This is a genomic window from Patescibacteria group bacterium (assembly GCA_041650995.1).
Classification (GTDB): Bacteria; Patescibacteriota; Patescibacteriia; order XYB2-FULL-38-15; family XYB2-FULL-38-15; genus JAHIRI01.
Genome location: JBAZJZ010000002.1, coordinates 135,775 through 150,919, shown reverse-complemented (window position 1 = coordinate 150,919; position 15,145 = coordinate 135,775). Strand labels below are relative to the sequence as shown.

The following is a 15,145-nucleotide window of genomic DNA, read 5'->3' as shown; positions in this document are numbered from 1 at the left end:
TAATCTAAAAAAATCTTTATTAAAATAAACAAACAATATATGGCACGTAGATGCGACATTTGCGGCAAAGGTCCGCTCAGTTCTGCTTCAAGAAGCCACTCCAATATCAAATCCAAAAGACGGCTTTATTTGAATTTACAAGTCAAACAAATTGACGGGAAAAGAAAAAAAGTTTGTGCAAATTGTTTAAAGACAATGAGCAAAACAAAATAAATTTATTCCCTGAGCTTGTCGAAGGGTCTTCCTTTATTAAATTATATCTCATAAAACAAAACTCCGCCATTTTCGGCGGAGTTTTTATTATTTACTAATTACTATTTACTAATTACTTCAATCTATCCTCAATCCACATCAGCCGATTGTATTTGCAAATTCTTTCACTACGCGAAAGCGAGCCGGTTTTGATGTATGGGGCCCCGAGACCGACAACAAGATCGGCAATAAAAGAATCTTCAGTTTCACCCGAACGATGTGAAACAATCGGCGCCCAACCTTGTTTTTGCGTCATCTGAATCGCGGCAATTGTTTCGGAGATTGAACCGATCTGATTTAACTTGATGAGCACTGAATTCACGGCTTTCTTATCAATCGCCATTTTTATCCTTTCAATATTTGTCACCAATAAATCGTCGCCGACAATTATGATTTTTTTGCCAAAAATTTTTGTCATCTCCATAAATCCGCCCCAATCGTCTTCGGCAAAAGGATCTTCAACCAAAACAATCGGATATTTTGCCAGCAATTTTTTATACCATGCCAAAAGTCCGGCACTTTTTAACTTTTTTTCGCGGCCGTTGATTTTTAGCCGATAATAATTCTTCTCAAAAAAACTTGAGGCTGCTACATCCATGCCGATTTTCACTTTATCTTTATAGCCGGCCTTGCCAATCGCCTCAACAATCAAATCCAACGCTTTTTCATTTGACAGCAACCGCGGCGCAAACCCGCCTTCATCCCCCACTCCGGTTTCGTATCCTTTTTTCTTTAACAAATCTTTCAGGGTATAAAAAATTTCCGAACCGGCGCGCAGGCGTTCGTGAAAATTTGAAAACTTCACGGGCATGATCATATATTCCTGGGGATCAAGACCGCTGTCGGCGTGTTTTCCGCCATTTACAATATTCATCATCGGTATCGGAAGTTTAAAATCTTTGTTGCCCACCAACCCGCCAAGATATTCATAAAGTTCTACACCACTTGCCGCTGCGGCCGCCCGAGCAAAAGCCAGAGATACTCCCAAAATTGCGTTCGCCCCAAGCCGTGTTTTATTTTTTGTCCCGTCGAGTTCAATCAAAAATTCGTCCAGCTGCCGCTGATTAAAAGTTTTTCCAACGACGGCACTCGCAATTGTTTCATTGACATTTCTTACGGCTTTCAAAACTCCTTTTCCGCCAAATCTTTTTTTATCGCCATCGCGGAGTTCCAGCGCTTCGTAAATGCCGGTTGACGCGCCGGAAGGAACTGAGGCGACGCCCATACCGCCTTCAACTTTTAATTCTACTTCAACCGTAGGATTGCCGCGTGAATCCAAAATTTCTCTAGCACGGATTGAAATAATTTTTTGCATATTAAATAAATTATTAATAATTATTCTTCGTTCTCGCGGATCACAACTTCCACAATCTTATCTTTGACAATAAAACTGACTAATCTTTTAATCTCTTCTTGTGCTTTTTGATTTGCATTCACAAGCATCTCTGGGGTCGTGGCGTTTGTTTCCGCTTGTTTTATCATTTCAGACACGGCTTGATTGTAGCCGTCATCATTTTCAAAAATTCTTTTCAAAATTCCCTGCTTATTTTCCAAACTTATGTCTCCGACAATTCGCGAATTAAAAATCTCCACGGCGGGAACGGCTACTGTTACTTTTTCTTTTTCCACCTTGATGTCATTTTCCCCAAGTTTTGCCAAATCCACACCCAGATTTACTTCCGCAATTCCGTACGCTTTTATCGCCTGGCCCCAAAGAAGATCGTGCCAAAAACTTTCTGAACTATTTGTAATCTTGATTGATTCATTGTAAACAAAACTCTGCGTGACCAAAAATCCCCGGTCGCGAAGCGCCGACAAAATCACTTGGCTTGTCACGCGCGGTTCGGCAATGCGGTTCGTCCCCCACCAGCCAACAACAATGCCTATTGCTAAAATCACCGCCCCAATTCCGGCATACGTAAAAATTTTTTTCATAAAATTTTATTAATTTTAATTTTTGCTGCACTTACCATTATAAAAATCCCATGCATCACAAACTGTCCCACCTGGCAATTTACAATTTCCTTCTTCCGGACTTGCCGTCTCGTCTGTAATTATATATTCACCGCCAGTAATCGCGCAGTAACGCGCCGCTTCAGTTATATATCCAGTCACTTTCCGGCCGCCAACCGGGCATTCGTCGCGAAAAAGCGCCCACTCCTCGCACTGGCGATTATCTTCAAAATAACAAACTCCGAATTCGCCACCGCCGCCACGCTTTTCAATCTTCAGTATTCCGCCCTTTTCTTCACAATTAACTGAGGCCGGATTTGCAATGCCAACCTGTTCGTTTGTCGCTGGCGCTGAATTTATATTTTGATTTGCCGGCATGTTCGCACCGCATCCCGCGCCGAGAAAAACTAAGCTCACGAGAAGAAATAATTTTTTCATAAATTTTTATTATTTAAAAGAAATTATTTGCCAGCCATATTTTTCTACTTCCTCCGGTGTGAAGAATTTTACATCTTTTGTTTTTAAAACATAAGTCACTTCTTTTTCCAAAACTCGACCGGTATAATCTTTTTTCTCCGGATCCCATTCGCGTAAAACTAAAATGTCGCCCGGTTTGCACTCCCAGTCGGCCAAACGCAACTCAAAATTTTTCTCGCCGCGAGAAATTTTATCAAAAAATTCAGGCCAAATTTTCTTTTCTATTCTCATAAAATTATTCAACTTCTGCGAAAAGTACTACGTAATTTTTTCCGTAGGCCTTAGCACAAGCAGGACAAGTTGTGTAAGAAAAATAAATTTTCTTTAAATTTTTATTTTTTGATTTTACATATTCAACCATCTCTTGCGCCCACTTGCCGGCATTCTGATACGGACCTTCAAAAACTTTTGTTAAAAAAGTTCCGGAAAGAGTCGCCATTTTGGCGCCTGGAACTTCGCGCGTTGCGTCAATATAAATGTCCGATCCCCAAAGAGATTTTTCGTCGGTCAACATCAGCTGATCGCCTTTTGCTCCCGCCTTCTCAATTAACGCCATATTTTTTATAATTTTCTTTCCCATGTTCAATGGGATATGAAAAAAACTTGTCACATGGTCTTTGACAAATAGTTTGTTTTCCCACTTAATCTCTTTTTCCTGCCAAGGTTCCGGGTTAAACGGTTCGCAGCAGCCTGTTCGCTCTACATTTTTTTCCATAAAATTTTAGTTAAAAAAATTAATTAGACCAAAACTAGCTCATTTCATGATCTTGGTCGGGGTAGGCGGAATTGAACCGCCGCTACACCCACCCCAAGGGTGCGTCCTGCCGCTAGACTATACCCCGACCAAAACCGCGACTGAGTTCTTTTAGTATAAATAAAAAGCGGGCCTAACGCAACTGCGTCAGGCCCGAAAATGTCCCTCCCTTCGCCACTAAATCGTGGCGACTAGAAGCCGTAGCCGATTCGTTCACCCCACGATCGGGCGAGATTATTTCGCTCGACCAAAGACACTACCTGCTCCGAGGTCTTCTCGGCCGGCGGGGGCTCGCTCCGATTCTTCTCGTCGCGCGTCTCGCCAACCTGCCCGCTTCCGTCTTTTTCACACACCACCGCGCCTCCTTTAATCCGTCTTTGCGATGCGGCGAATGTCATCCTTGATGAATCCAGCGAGAAGAACTGCGAGAAACTGCTGTTGTTCCTCCACCGTCATCTCTCGCCCCATCGGAATATTGATGTTCTCGCTGTCTCCAATGCCACCACCACCCGGCGCCCTCCATTCACCTTTCTGGTCCATCTCACGCCTCCTCCTTTCAAGACAAAAATTAGCAACTAGGCAAAAACTCAATCGAATCTTCGCTCAATCGCCAAATGGAACTAAAACCGCCCCGGATTTACCGGAGCGGTTTTTATCAAATTATCAATAAACTAAAAACCTTTCCGACAATTCAGAGTAAAAAACCAAAAGGCAAAATAATTTCCGGGGATGGTTTTCATACATTAAAAATTTATCTCAAAAACAAAATTTGTCAACCCTACTCCATTATTCCGTCAACATTCACGTCGTATAACATTTTATCCTGCACAAGATTGTATTTCAAAATTTCATTTTCCTTAAACCAAATATCAATTTCTTTTTCCGCCTCCTCCACGCTGCCTGAAGCGTGAATAAGATTTCTAATTGCCCTGTCGTCCAAATCGCTCATATCGTATGAGTCAACCGTGAAATCGCCACGGATTGTCCCAACATCTGAAGTCAAAGGCTCTGTTCCGCCGGTAAGTTTTCTAATAATTCCAACCGCTTTATTCCCCTGCCAAATCATGACGATCACAGGACCAGTCGTCAAATATTTCTTGAGACGGACCAAAACCGCCCGACCACATTCTTCGGGATCTTTGTATGGCGCCACGAGACCTTTTTTTTCATAAGACACAATTGATTTTTCCCCAACTTTTCTAATCCAATCCGGATCAACCGTATAATGTTTCTCTACTGTTTTTTCGTCAGGAATCGTCATTTTAAGTGCCGCTATCTTCAAGCCCGTTCGTTCGTAACGATGAATAATTTCGCCGATCAAAGTTCTCTGCACTCCGTCTGGTTTAATAATGACTAATGTCCGTTCTTTTTTAGGATGTTCCATATTTTTAAAAAATTTTAAACAATTAAAGTATCATAGATAAAAGCGCTAAAAATGTCAAAGTTAATTATTTAAAATTTATTTTTTCTCCGTCGCTTGTAATTTTTATATCTCCGTCCTGATCGGTCCTAAAAATTTCCACGCCATTTTTTTCCAAACGTTTTATGGCCATTAGATTTGGATGTCCAAAAGAATTATTTTTGCCAACCGAAATCACGGCGAACTTCGGCTGAACTTTTTTTAAAAAATTATCGCTCGTGGCATTCTTGCTGCCATGATGGGCAACTTTTAATACGTCCGCTTGCAAATCAACTCCTCTGCTGATTAAGTCTTCTTCCGCTTCCATCTCCGCATCGCCGGTGAATAAAAACGAAGTTTGGCCAAAAATTAATTTCCCGACAATTGAAGTGTCGTTCAAATTTTCTACCGACTTTCCCGTCAAATCTTCCACCGGATAAAAAATTTCCATTCTTACTCCCCCGCCGAAATCAAGTGTCTCTCCGGCTTTCACGATTTCCATCGGTACGTTTTGATTCTTGATCTCTTGAAGCCAAGCCAAATAATCCGGCGTGGTAAACAACACACCTGTTGATAAAATCTTTTTCACTTCATACCTTTTTAAAACTTCGATCAACCCGACCAGATGATCGGCGTGGGGATGGGTTAAAATTATTAAATCAATTTCTTTTTCAAAAAATGGCAAATTCTCGCCGAGTTTATTTACGACCGTGCTTGATGGTCCGCCATCAATCAAAATTCTCTGGTGATCCGGCGTCTTTATTAAAATCGCGTCACCCTGGCCGACATCTAAAAAATCAACTTCAAGCGCCTTACCTTCTTCAAAAAATTGAAAAAGAGAAACGCCAACCAAAATAATTATCGCCGAGAACAAACCTGCGAGGCGCGTCACTAATTTTTTATTTTTAAAATTATTAAACATTAATTTCCAAATTATCAGTCTTAATTTTTCTGCGCTGATACCAAATAAACCAACTAATTAATAAATAAAATATTATCAAAAAAATCCAGTGGATTTTCCCCGCCTCGCCGGAGGCCCAAGGAACGGCCGCCAAAAACTCCACCACCTTAATTATATAACTTAAAACGAGCCAAGCAAACCAGCCGATGATTTGGCCCAACCCGAAATAAATTAATCCGCCGAGCACGGCGACTGATCCGACCGCCATGGCGAGTGGAATCGCCGGTAAAATAAAAATGTTGGCGAGCGGCGCGATAAACGAAATTCTCCCGAAGTTGTATAAAATTAAAGGTAAGGTTAAAACAATCGCCGACATTGTCGTGGTAAAAGTTTCCTTGGCGCCAAATACCGACGGCAATTTGGAAAAATATTTTTCAAAAATCGGCGAAAGAAAAACAAGACCAATTGTCGCGGCGAAAGATAATTGGAATCCAACATCAAACGCCAAAATTTTTGGATTAAAAATGAGCATTGCTGCGGCGGCGAGCAAGAGCGCGTTTGTAATTTTAGAAATCCGGCCGACTTGAGTTGCGAGGAGCACGAGCGAACCCATCAATGCCGCGCGGACAACCGAAGCTTGGGCACCGGTTAAGATTACAAAAAATAAAATTCCGGAAAGCGCGAACCAAAAAGATTTTTTTCGGCCGATTCCGATATTTTTAGCGATTCGCAGAAGCAAAACCGCAATAATTGTAATATTATATCCAGAAATCGCGATAATGTGCGTCGTACCCGTGATGTTAAATTTTTCCGTAAGATCCGCCGGAATACCGCGCTTCGCGCCGTAAAGCAAGCCGCCCAAAAACGCTGCCTGCGGTTCTGGCAAAATTCGGTTTACGGTTGCCACTAATTTTTCTTTCGCCCAAAAAATTCCCGCCACAATTTTATTTCCCTCGCCGCTTTTTATAAATTTTATTTCTGGCCAATAACATAATGAATAAATATTTTCTTTTGCTAAATATTTATCATAAGCAAAATCTTCGATCGGCTCCGGTTCGCGCAATTTACATTTTATTTCTAATTCATCGCCATAATGGAAAACCGGATAAAGTTTAGCATTGACTAAAACATTGCCGTGAACTTCACGCCATCTACCTCCTGTTTCCAATTTTTCACTCTTCACTTTCAGCTTCACGCCGTTGTCTCGGGTATCTGGCTCAGCCGCTACGATACCAACAAAAATTCTTTCCTTACCATTATAAAAACTGATTTGATTTTCATCTCGCGGCGGAGTTCCGGCCTCAAAACGCAACGTTCCCAAAAACAGAAAAATTCCGGCAAGACCGAGAACAATAAATTTTTTCTTGTCCGGCCACCCGAAAAACAAAAAACCGCATCCGACGACTAAAATCGCGAACGCGGCCCAAAGCGGCAATGATAAATATGACGCGAGACCAACTCCGACAATAAAAAACAAACAAGAATAGAAAAATATTTTTGATTTAGACATGCCCTCCAGCCCTTCGACTCACTTCACTCGCTCAGGGAATAAAATTATTTATGGCCTGAGCCTGTCGAAGGCCCTCCTCAAAAATTACACCACAATATTCACTAACTTTCCTTTTACAAAAATTATTTTTTTAATTTTCTGTCTTTCAATCCACTTTTTTATTTTCTCACTTTCCACGGCAACTTTTTTTGCTTCTTCTTCACTAATATCGGCTTTCACTTTAATGCTATCGCGCATTTTTCCGTTTATCTGCACAATCAAATCAATTTCTTCTTCAATAATTAACGCCGGATCATATTTTGGCCATTCGGCAAGATGTACACTTTTTTTATTTCCCAACTTTTCCCAGAGCTCTTCGGCGAGGTGAGGGGCAAAAGGAGCGAGGAGAGTAATTAGTAATTGGTAACTGGTAATTGACAATTTTTCTTCTGCCGCCATCTCGTTCGTTAAAATCATGAGCGCCGACACGGCTGTATTAAACTTCATTTGTTCAATATCCTCTTCAACCTTTTTAATTGTCTGATGTAGTAATCTTTCTAACTTTGAACTTTCAACTGCAACTTTTAACTTATCTTGCAACTTCCAAACTCTTTCCAAAAATCTAAAAACTCCCACCACGCCTTTTTCGTCCCATGGAATCGCCTGCTCAAACGGCCCCATAAACATTTCGTAAACCCGCAAAGTATCCGCGCCAAAACGCGCTACAATGTCATCGGGATTTACCACGTTGCCGCGCGACTTACTCATCTTTTCTCCGCCCTCGCCCAAAATCAAACCGTGCGAAGTTCTTTTTTTATACGGCTCGTCGCCGCACTCTTTTGGAACCGCGCCGATATCATATAAAAATTTATACCAAAATCTGGAATATAAAAGATGCAGTGTCGTGTGTTCCATTCCACCGTTGTACCAGTCAACCCCGCCAATTTCATTACACTTATTTTGTCCGGCGGGGCAAGCTCGCATCCAATATTTTAAATTTTTTTCGCTGGCAAATTCTTTTTTATTTTTCGGATCAGTGTAGCGCATAAAATACCATGATGACCCGGCCCAGTTTGGCATCGTGTCTGTTTCCCGCCGCGCCGCGCCTCCGCACTTCGGGCATTTTGTCTTCACCCATTTTTCTATCGCGGCCAACGGCGACTCGCCCGTATCGGTCGGCTCGTATTTTTTCACCTTCGGCAATTCCACTGGTAAATCCTTCTCCTCGACCGGCACCCAACCGGTAAGACGACTAGTTTTTATAATATCAAACAAAACCGGATATTCTTTATCAGTAAAATGATTGTAATTTCCAACGTGTTCTATAAACCAATTATGCGGCCAAAAATCATGGTCGTATAATCTCACGCTTTGATCATTACCCGAATAAATTATTGTCGCGTTCCCAACGTTCTTTTTAATTTTTTCCCAATCCAAATCTTTTTCCCAAAATATTTTAGCAGTATTATAATCCTTTTCCGGTCTTCTGGCTTTTTTAAAAGCCAATTCTTCCGCGGTTATTTTTCCGACAGCCGGCGCCACCAAAAATATATTATTGATTTTTTTATTTAATCGCTCCATCAAATGCAGCGTCGCCTTTCCACCTAAACTGTGTCCGACGATAATGTCATCTTCGCCGAATTTTTCTACTATCGGCAGCAATTCTTCCATCCACCTTTCCAAAACCGGATGTTCGGTCGTGGTCATAGTAGGAGCAAATACTTCAAACCCGATTTTCTCCAATTCCTGTTTCATCCATGGCATCCAATTTTTATCCGCCCTGCCGGTTAAACCATGTATCAATAATATTTTTTGTTTTTTCTTGGCGCAATTTTCACAATAAACAAGCGGAATCGGCTCGCCCCAATATCTCTGCCGCGAAAAAACCCAGTCGCGCAATTTATAATTCACGGCTTTTTTGCCAATATGCTTTTCTTCCAGCCACTTGGTAATTTTTTCTTTCGCTTCCGGGGTAGCTAAACCATTTAAAAATTCTGAATTTATATTTATCCCGTATCCGCTAAAAACCTTATCTTCGGAAAAATTTAATCTATCGTCGCTTACACTACCCCCCAATTTTTGACCCATCTCTTTTAATGACTCAACTATAATAAATTCATCAGGAGCAATAATCTCATAATTTCCATCATTTTGTATCAGGCCAACGCCATAAATTTTATGCTTCTCGACAACTTTTTTGATATCTCTAATATCTGAATAATTTAAATCCAGAATGCGCCTTACGCCGGGCTGTACAACCTTCTTAATCGGCAAACCAAATTTTTTAGCAAATTCAAAATCGCGTTCATCGTGGGCAGGGACGGCCATAATCGCGCCAGTGCCATAACCGGTCAAAACATAATCTGCCACCCAAATTGGAATCTCTTCATTGTTTGCCGGATTAATTGCCTTAATCCCCTTCAACTCCACTCCGGTTTTTTCTTTTTGTAATTCGGTTCGTTCCAAGTCAGATTTTCTTTTTGCTTCGCCAATATATTTTTCAACTTCATTCCAATTTGTAATTTGTAATTTTAATTTTCCAACCATTTCATGCTCCGGCGCCAAAACCATATACGTCGCGCCGAACAATGTGTCGGGACGAGTGGTAAATACCTCTAAAACTGTCATCCCCGACCTGATCGGGGATCCAGTTTTCTGGATTCCCGCTTCCGCGGGAATGACATTAAAGCGCACCGTCGCGCCTTCTGATTTTCCAATCCAATTAATCTGTCCTTCTTTTATCCGCGGCGAGTAATCAACTTTTTCTAAACCTTGAAGCAACCGCTCGGCGTATTTGGTAATTTTTATCATCCACTGCTCTTTCATCTTTTTTACGACCGTCCCGCCGCAGCGTTCGCAAACGCCATTTACCACTTCTTCATTCGCCAGACCGATTTTACATTTTGTGCACCAATTGATGGCAATTTTATCTTTGTAGGCCAAGCCGTGTTTAAAAAATTGCAAAAACATCCATTGCGTCCATTTATAATATTTTGGATCACTCGTATTAATTTCCCGCGACCAATCAAAAGAAAATCCGAGCGACTTCAACTGACGCGTAAAATTTTTAATATTTTTTTCTGTAGCCACCGCCGGCTGAATGCCGGTTTTTATGGCGTAATTTTCTGTGGGCAAACCAAAGGCATCCCAGCCGATCGGGTACAAAACATTTTTTCCCTGCATCCGATTTTTCCGGGCGACAATATCCAGCGCGGTATAACTTCGCGGATGGCCGACGTGCAGCCCTTCTCCCGACGGATAGGGAAATTCAATCAGACAATAAAACTTGTCCTTTTGGGGATTTTCTTTAACTTCATAAATCTTTTCCTTTTCCCACTTTTTCTGCCACTTCTTTTCTATTTTTTTAAAGTCATACTCCATAATTTTCTACCTGCCCCGTGCAAAGTAAAGGCTATTTTTATTTTACACACCTCTTGGTATTTAAGATGATTGCTCTGCCGAAAATATCAATTTACTTAAACTTTGTATGGGGTCAATTTTCTTAAAATTGTATTCCATATTATTAATATCTTAACACAAGAATGTTTAATTTGAAAGATAAAAAAATCCGCGTCCGAAACCTTGCGGTTCCAAACGCGGAATACTATCTCCCCTCATCTGAAGGCCTCAATGATGCGCGCCGTGCGAATCCCCATTCTCGGATGCGGCGTAGTGAGGCGTCTCCACTCGCCAATCGAGAAAGAGAGATCTCGTTCGGCAAAGTTGCCGAACGCATGCACAATGCTGTCCGCGCCGTAGCGCGTAGAAAGCATCGTGTCTGTCTCAAGATCCAGAATTTCTCCGCCGGCACCGCCGAGATGCCAAGTGATGGCGTACTGCGGCAAGGTGAGGATCCGCCGACCCGGCTCGAGAGACAACCTGAATCCTTCGAAGGATCTCTCCCCGATCCTTGGGCATCGCTCTTCCGCGTCAACCAGAAGCCATCGTCCCTCCCGAACCGGCTCCCAGAGGACCAAACTCGGATCGTCCAGCTTGATCACGTGCGGAAGCTGCAGCATGAGCCGCTCAATCGGCACATCCCGCTCCGAGGGCTCGAAAATGAGGTTCTTTCCGGCGGAAAACCACAAGTTCATCTGCTCGTCAGCGCAGGAAACCAGAGGAATTTCGACGCGGCCGAACCCGCGAGACTGGTAAAAATCCTGCATCGTAAGCTGCTGCTTCTCGGCGCAAGATCTGCCGCCCAGCGGCCTTGACTCGGCCCGACTGAGAAGATACCTGCCGACGAGCATCATGAATTCGCGGAAGCCCAACGACAAGGAAAGAGTGCCCGCCCTAATTTCCCTTGCCGTGTTGTTCCATTTCTCCTCGATCATCCTGAGGCTCTGGGCCTCAAGCTCACTGAGCCCCTTCCCGTCAGGCAGTTTGGTCCGACCGACCGTCGCAATGATCAGATCGATCTCACTCGTCTCTCCGGCAACCTCCAGAAGGTGGCCGAGAAAGAGGAGGAATCTCTGCAGGGCGGGGCAAAGCGGTTCGAGGCCGAATTGAACTTTCGCCACGACCGAATCCCACCGCTCCTCTACTCTGCAAAGGAGAACCGCCTCCCCTGCCTCAAGATTCAACCACGACTTTTGCGCGCTCATCTTATCCTCCCTTTCGATGGCCCGCGAATAGGCTAAGTTTCTTACTCTTCGCGGAACATTTAATTTAAACATATTTTCTCAAAATGTCAAGGATTAATTTAAAAAATAAAAGGGCTGGTAAAACCAAGCCCTTATTTTCACTCCTTCTTCTCGATCGTTTTGCGTCCAGCTGCTCTCGCCCAGCTGCCGCTTGATTTCTCTCCGCCTCCTGTCGCGCTTCGAGCCTTGCCCTTCTTGACAAAACGCTCGTGAACAAACCCCAAACAGTGCACCTCCATCACTTGTTCCAGTTCAGCCCGCCACCAGGGAAAGTTTTTCCATTCCTGGATTGCTCTGTCACAAGGATGGCAAATGTTATCCGGATTGGTCCTTGCGAGAAAGCAGTTGCAGCATTTGCAGCGCCTATCCGCCTTGTAGGTCTCGGCTGGCCGTTCCGAACGAAGCGCGCTGTATCCTCCCTCGCCCGCCGTTTCCCTAACGCCCAATTCTTCGCTCCTCCCATTCTTCAGGGCGGCAAAGTCAATCGCTAGTTTCTTTCTTTTCCCCCGGCTTCTTTTGCTTTCCACTCTTTCCTCCTTTGCCTCACTTTACTTTTTTTATTTTTAAAAGTCAAAAAATCCGCCTCTTCGGCGGACTCTTTACTCTTTTTTTATTCTATTTTCTACTTTCTATTTTCTACTTTCTATTTTCTAAATTCTAACCTTATGCCCACCCTCTAGCCTTAATCGCTTTTTCCAATCGCCCGAGCGCCAGCGCGAAAACCGCGGTTCGGAAATCAGTTTTATTCTGCTCTCTTATTTTCCATGCTGCTTCAAAATTTTCTACCATTATTTTTTTTAATTTTTCAAAAACTTCTTTTTCCGACCAATAATAATTGGCTAAATTTTGTACCCATTCAAAATAGGAAACTGTTACCCCTCCGGCATTGGTCAAAACGTCGGGTACGACCAAAACATTTTTCTTAAATAATTTTTCATCGGCTTCCGGAGCGGTCGGGCCGTTCGCAAGTTCTAATATAATTTTTGCCTTGACGCGACCGACATTTTTCCTGGTAATTTGATTTTCAAGCGCCGCTAAAATTAAAATATCACAATCGGTTTCCAAAAATTTTTCATTGGTTGTGTGAAGATGATCTTTACAGGCGCATTTTATTTCTTTGCAATCGCAAACATCTACCACTCCCTTTTTTTCTTTCATCTTGGCAATGGTATGTGAATCAATTCCCTTACCGGTTTTATCAACCACCGCCGTTTGCGAATCAGAAATGCCAATAATTTTATAACCAGCGTGAAAACACAAATCTGCCATATTCGCTCCGGCATTGCCAAATCCCTGAATAATAATTCTTGTTTTCTTCGGATCAATTTTTAACTTTTTTGCCACTTCTTCCAAAATATAAAATCCGCCTTGGGCCGTAGCCGTGCCGCGTCCAGCCGAACCGCCGATTTCCAAAGGTTTTCCCGTTACTACCCCCGGAACGTTGTATCCTTTGATTTTTGAAAACTCATCCATAATCCAACCCATAATCTGCGGGGTGGTATAAACGTCCGGCGCGGGAATATCTTTTTCCGGACCAATATAATCTTTCAAGGCCTGCGTATAACCGCGCGCTAATCTTTCAAGTTCCGTTTTACTCAATTTTTTTGGATCAACCGTCACACCGCCCTTACCGCCGCCGTAAGGAATTCCGACTGCCGCGCATTTTATGGTCATCCAAAAAGATAAGGCTTCCACTTCATTTAAATCTGTTTTGGGATGAAAACGAATTCCGCCCTTGAACGGTCCGCGAGCGTCGTTCCACTGGACACGATATCCGTCAAAAATTTTTGTTTCGCCGTTATCCATTTTTACAGAGACGGAAAATTGTAAAATTCTTTTTGGCTTTTTCAAAATTTCTAAAACAGCGGCGTCGAGTTCTACAAGTTCAGCCGCTTTTTTTAGTTGAGTTAATGCATTCTGCAATGGGCTCATAATAATTTAAGCAACAATTACTTAATTACTATTTACTAATTACCCAAAAGTAAGTAATCAGTAACCGGTAATCGGTAATTAAAATTATTTTATTTTTTGTAAATAAGAGTAGGCTGTCAATGCCGCTTTCGCCCCTTCTCCGGCAGCGATCACTATTTGTTTCCACGGGACTATTGTCGCGTCTCCGGCGGCAAAAACTCCCGGGACGTTTGTTTCATTTTTATCATTTACTACAATCTGTTTTCGCTCATCGAGCGCCACCATCTTACTTACAAAATCCGATTCCACAATATGGCCAATTTCCACAAAAATACCATTAACTTCCAAATCGCGCGTCTCGCCAGTATCATTTCTTTGAACCATAACCCCTTCAATATTTTTTTCTCCTTTTATTTCTTTAACTTCTGAATTTGAGATTATTTCCACGTTTTGTAATTTCCTTGCGTCATTCACCCGGACTTCTTCCGCCTTAAATTCATCACGCCGATGAATCAAATAAACCTGTTTAGCAAATTTTGCCAAAAGAAGCGCCGCGTCCAACGCCGCATTTCCTCCGCCAACCACAGCCACATTTTTATTTTTATAAAACGGCGCGTCGCAGGTCGCACAATAAGAAATCCCGTTACCCTTGAATTTATCTTCATTTGGCAGACCCAATTTTCTTGGTACGGCACCAAAAGATAGAACGATCGTCCGGCTCTTATACGAACCGCCGTCTTTATCGCGCGCAAAAAAAACTTCACCTTCTTTTTTTATTTCCATTGCTTCGACATTTTTTATTTCCGCGCCCAACCTCTCGGCCTGCGCTTTCATTTTTTCCATTAATTCATAACCTGGAATCAAATCAAACCCGGGAAAATTTTCTACCTTGGAGGCATAAACCGCCTGCCCGCCGAACTCTTTGGCCAATATTAGAGTTTTCATCGCGCGCCGAGCCGCATAAATCGCCGCGGTGAAACCAGCCGGTCCGCCGCCGACAATAATTAAATCGTACATAAATTTAACCAATAATTTTTTCTAATTTTTTTATAATTTCTTCTTCGCTCTGCGCTCCGACAAATTCGTCAACAATTTCTCCTCCTTTAAAAATTTTAAAAGTTGGGACACTCATCACATTATACTTTTCCGCAGTAGATGCCGCTTCATCAACGTCTAATTTGGCGATCTTTATTGCCTTGCCTTCAAATTTTTTGGCGACCTCCTCAACAATCGACCCCATCATTTTGCACGGTCCGCACCATGGCGCCCAAAAATCCACAAGCACCGGCACGTCGGATTTTAAAACTTCATTCTCAAAATTTTGATCATTTAAAATAATCTCTGGCATAAATTTAAACAAAACAAA

16 protein-coding genes and 1 tRNA gene are annotated in these 15,145 nt (G+C 42.5%); 1 reads left to right on the top strand and 16 read right to left on the bottom strand.

What is annotated here, in order from left to right; all coding sequences use genetic code 11:
- Positions 1–39 precede the first annotated feature (39 nt).
- Positions 40–213, top strand: a complete 174-nt coding sequence (gene rpmB, locus WC445_03865; protein MFA5129069.1) for a 50S ribosomal protein L28 — start codon at positions 40–42, stop codon at positions 211–213.
- 112 nt (positions 214–325) lie between these two features.
- On the opposite strand, the gene eno is transcribed toward rpmB, so the two are convergent.
- The 16 genes from eno to trxA all read right to left on the bottom strand — a co-directional run bounded on the left by eno (position 326) and on the right by trxA (position 15,127).
- A complete protein-coding gene (eno, locus tag WC445_03860) occupies positions 326–1,567 on the bottom strand; it encodes a phosphopyruvate hydratase (GenBank protein ID MFA5129068.1) in 1,242 nt (413 codons plus the stop codon).
- A 20-nt stretch (positions 1,568–1,587) separates the two neighbouring features.
- Complete coding sequence (locus tag WC445_03855) at positions 1,588–2,187, bottom strand: DUF4230 domain-containing protein (protein MFA5129067.1); 600 nt, start codon at positions 2,185–2,187, stop codon at positions 1,588–1,590.
- A 15-nt stretch (positions 2,188–2,202) separates the two neighbouring features.
- A complete protein-coding gene (locus WC445_03850; protein ID MFA5129066.1) occupies positions 2,203–2,643 on the bottom strand; it encodes a DUF333 domain-containing protein in 441 nt (146 codons plus the stop codon).
- A 9-nt stretch (positions 2,644–2,652) separates the two neighbouring features.
- Positions 2,653–2,913, bottom strand: a complete 261-nt coding sequence (locus WC445_03845) for a DUF3850 domain-containing protein (GenBank protein ID MFA5129065.1) — start codon at positions 2,911–2,913, stop codon at positions 2,653–2,655.
- Positions 2,914–2,917: 4 nt separating this feature from the next.
- The gene (locus WC445_03840; GenBank protein MFA5129064.1) at positions 2,918–3,397 is read right to left on the bottom strand and encodes a hydrolase; all 480 of its coding nucleotides are present in this window, start codon (positions 3,395–3,397) and stop codon (positions 2,918–2,920) included.
- A gap of 53 nt (positions 3,398–3,450) precedes the next feature.
- Positions 3,451–3,524, bottom strand: a tRNA-Pro gene (locus WC445_03835).
- 278 nt (positions 3,525–3,802) lie between these two features.
- Positions 3,803–3,976, bottom strand: a complete 174-nt coding sequence (locus tag WC445_03830) for a hypothetical protein (GenBank protein MFA5129063.1) — start codon at positions 3,974–3,976, stop codon at positions 3,803–3,805.
- Between the two features lie 238 nt (positions 3,977–4,214).
- A complete protein-coding gene (locus WC445_03825) occupies positions 4,215–4,820 on the bottom strand; it encodes a nucleoside-diphosphate kinase (protein MFA5129062.1) in 606 nt (201 codons plus the stop codon).
- Positions 4,821–4,884: 64 nt separating this feature from the next.
- Entirely contained in the window at positions 4,885–5,757 is an 873-nt protein-coding gene (locus WC445_03820) for a ComEC/Rec2 family competence protein (GenBank protein MFA5129061.1), read from the bottom strand.
- Entirely contained in the window at positions 5,750–7,246 is a 1,497-nt protein-coding gene (locus tag WC445_03815) for a ComEC/Rec2 family competence protein (protein ID MFA5129060.1), read from the bottom strand. Before WC445_03815 ends, WC445_03820 begins: the two co-directional genes overlap by 8 nt.
- 84 nt (positions 7,247–7,330) lie before the next feature.
- A complete protein-coding gene (locus WC445_03810) occupies positions 7,331–10,609 on the bottom strand; it encodes a class I tRNA ligase family protein (GenBank protein MFA5129059.1) in 3,279 nt (1,092 codons plus the stop codon).
- A gap of 230 nt (positions 10,610–10,839) precedes the next feature.
- A complete protein-coding gene (locus tag WC445_03805; GenBank protein MFA5129058.1) occupies positions 10,840–11,901 on the bottom strand; it encodes a hypothetical protein in 1,062 nt (353 codons plus the stop codon).
- A 65-nt stretch (positions 11,902–11,966) separates the two neighbouring features.
- Complete coding sequence (locus WC445_03800) at positions 11,967–12,395, bottom strand: hypothetical protein (protein ID MFA5129057.1); 429 nt, start codon at positions 12,393–12,395, stop codon at positions 11,967–11,969.
- A gap of 136 nt (positions 12,396–12,531) precedes the next feature.
- Positions 12,532–13,800 (bottom strand): Glu/Leu/Phe/Val dehydrogenase, encoded by a 1,269-nt coding sequence (locus tag WC445_03795; protein MFA5129056.1) that lies wholly within the window; start codon positions 13,798–13,800, stop codon positions 12,532–12,534.
- Between the two features lie 84 nt (positions 13,801–13,884).
- On the bottom strand, positions 13,885–14,796 hold the full coding sequence (trxB, locus tag WC445_03790; GenBank protein ID MFA5129055.1) for a thioredoxin-disulfide reductase: 912 nt from the start codon (positions 14,794–14,796) through the stop codon (positions 13,885–13,887).
- A 4-nt stretch (positions 14,797–14,800) separates the two neighbouring features.
- Complete coding sequence (gene trxA, locus WC445_03785) at positions 14,801–15,127, bottom strand: thioredoxin (protein ID MFA5129054.1); 327 nt, start codon at positions 15,125–15,127, stop codon at positions 14,801–14,803.
- Between the last annotated feature and the right edge of the window lie 18 nt (positions 15,128–15,145).

Bases quoted from the DNA above. Each gene is read 5' to 3' on its own strand.
- rpmB (MFA5129069.1), top strand. From the start codon at position 40: ATGGCACGTAGATGCGACATTTGCGGCAAAGGTCCGCTCAGTTCTGCT.
- eno (MFA5129068.1), bottom strand. From the start codon at position 1,567: ATGCAAAAAATTATTTCAATCCGTGCTAGAGAAATTTTGGATTCACGC.
- WC445_03855 (MFA5129067.1), bottom strand. From the start codon at position 2,187: ATGAAAAAAATTTTTACGTATGCCGGAATTGGGGCGGTGATTTTAGCA.
- WC445_03850 (MFA5129066.1), bottom strand. From the start codon at position 2,643: ATGAAAAAATTATTTCTTCTCGTGAGCTTAGTTTTTCTCGGCGCGGGA.
- WC445_03845 (MFA5129065.1), bottom strand. From the start codon at position 2,913: ATGAGAATAGAAAAGAAAATTTGGCCTGAATTTTTTGATAAAATTTCT.
- WC445_03840 (MFA5129064.1), bottom strand. From the start codon at position 3,397: ATGGAAAAAAATGTAGAGCGAACAGGCTGCTGCGAACCGTTTAACCCG.
- WC445_03830 (MFA5129063.1), bottom strand. From the start codon at position 3,976: ATGGACCAGAAAGGTGAATGGAGGGCGCCGGGTGGTGGTGGCATTGGA.
- WC445_03825 (MFA5129062.1), bottom strand. From the start codon at position 4,820: ATGGAACATCCTAAAAAAGAACGGACATTAGTCATTATTAAACCAGAC.
- WC445_03820 (MFA5129061.1), bottom strand. From the start codon at position 5,757: ATGTTTAATAATTTTAAAAATAAAAAATTAGTGACGCGCCTCGCAGGT.
- WC445_03815 (MFA5129060.1), bottom strand. From the start codon at position 7,246: ATGTCTAAATCAAAAATATTTTTCTATTCTTGTTTGTTTTTTATTGTC.
- WC445_03805 (MFA5129058.1), bottom strand. From the start codon at position 11,901: ATGTTTAAATTAAATGTTCCGCGAAGAGTAAGAAACTTAGCCTATTCG.
- WC445_03795 (MFA5129056.1), bottom strand. From the start codon at position 13,800: ATGAGCCCATTGCAGAATGCATTAACTCAACTAAAAAAAGCGGCTGAA.
- trxB (MFA5129055.1), bottom strand. From the start codon at position 14,796: ATGTACGATTTAATTATTGTCGGCGGCGGACCGGCTGGTTTCACCGCG.
- trxA (MFA5129054.1), bottom strand. From the start codon at position 15,127: ATGCCAGAGATTATTTTAAATGATCAAAATTTTGAGAATGAAGTTTTA.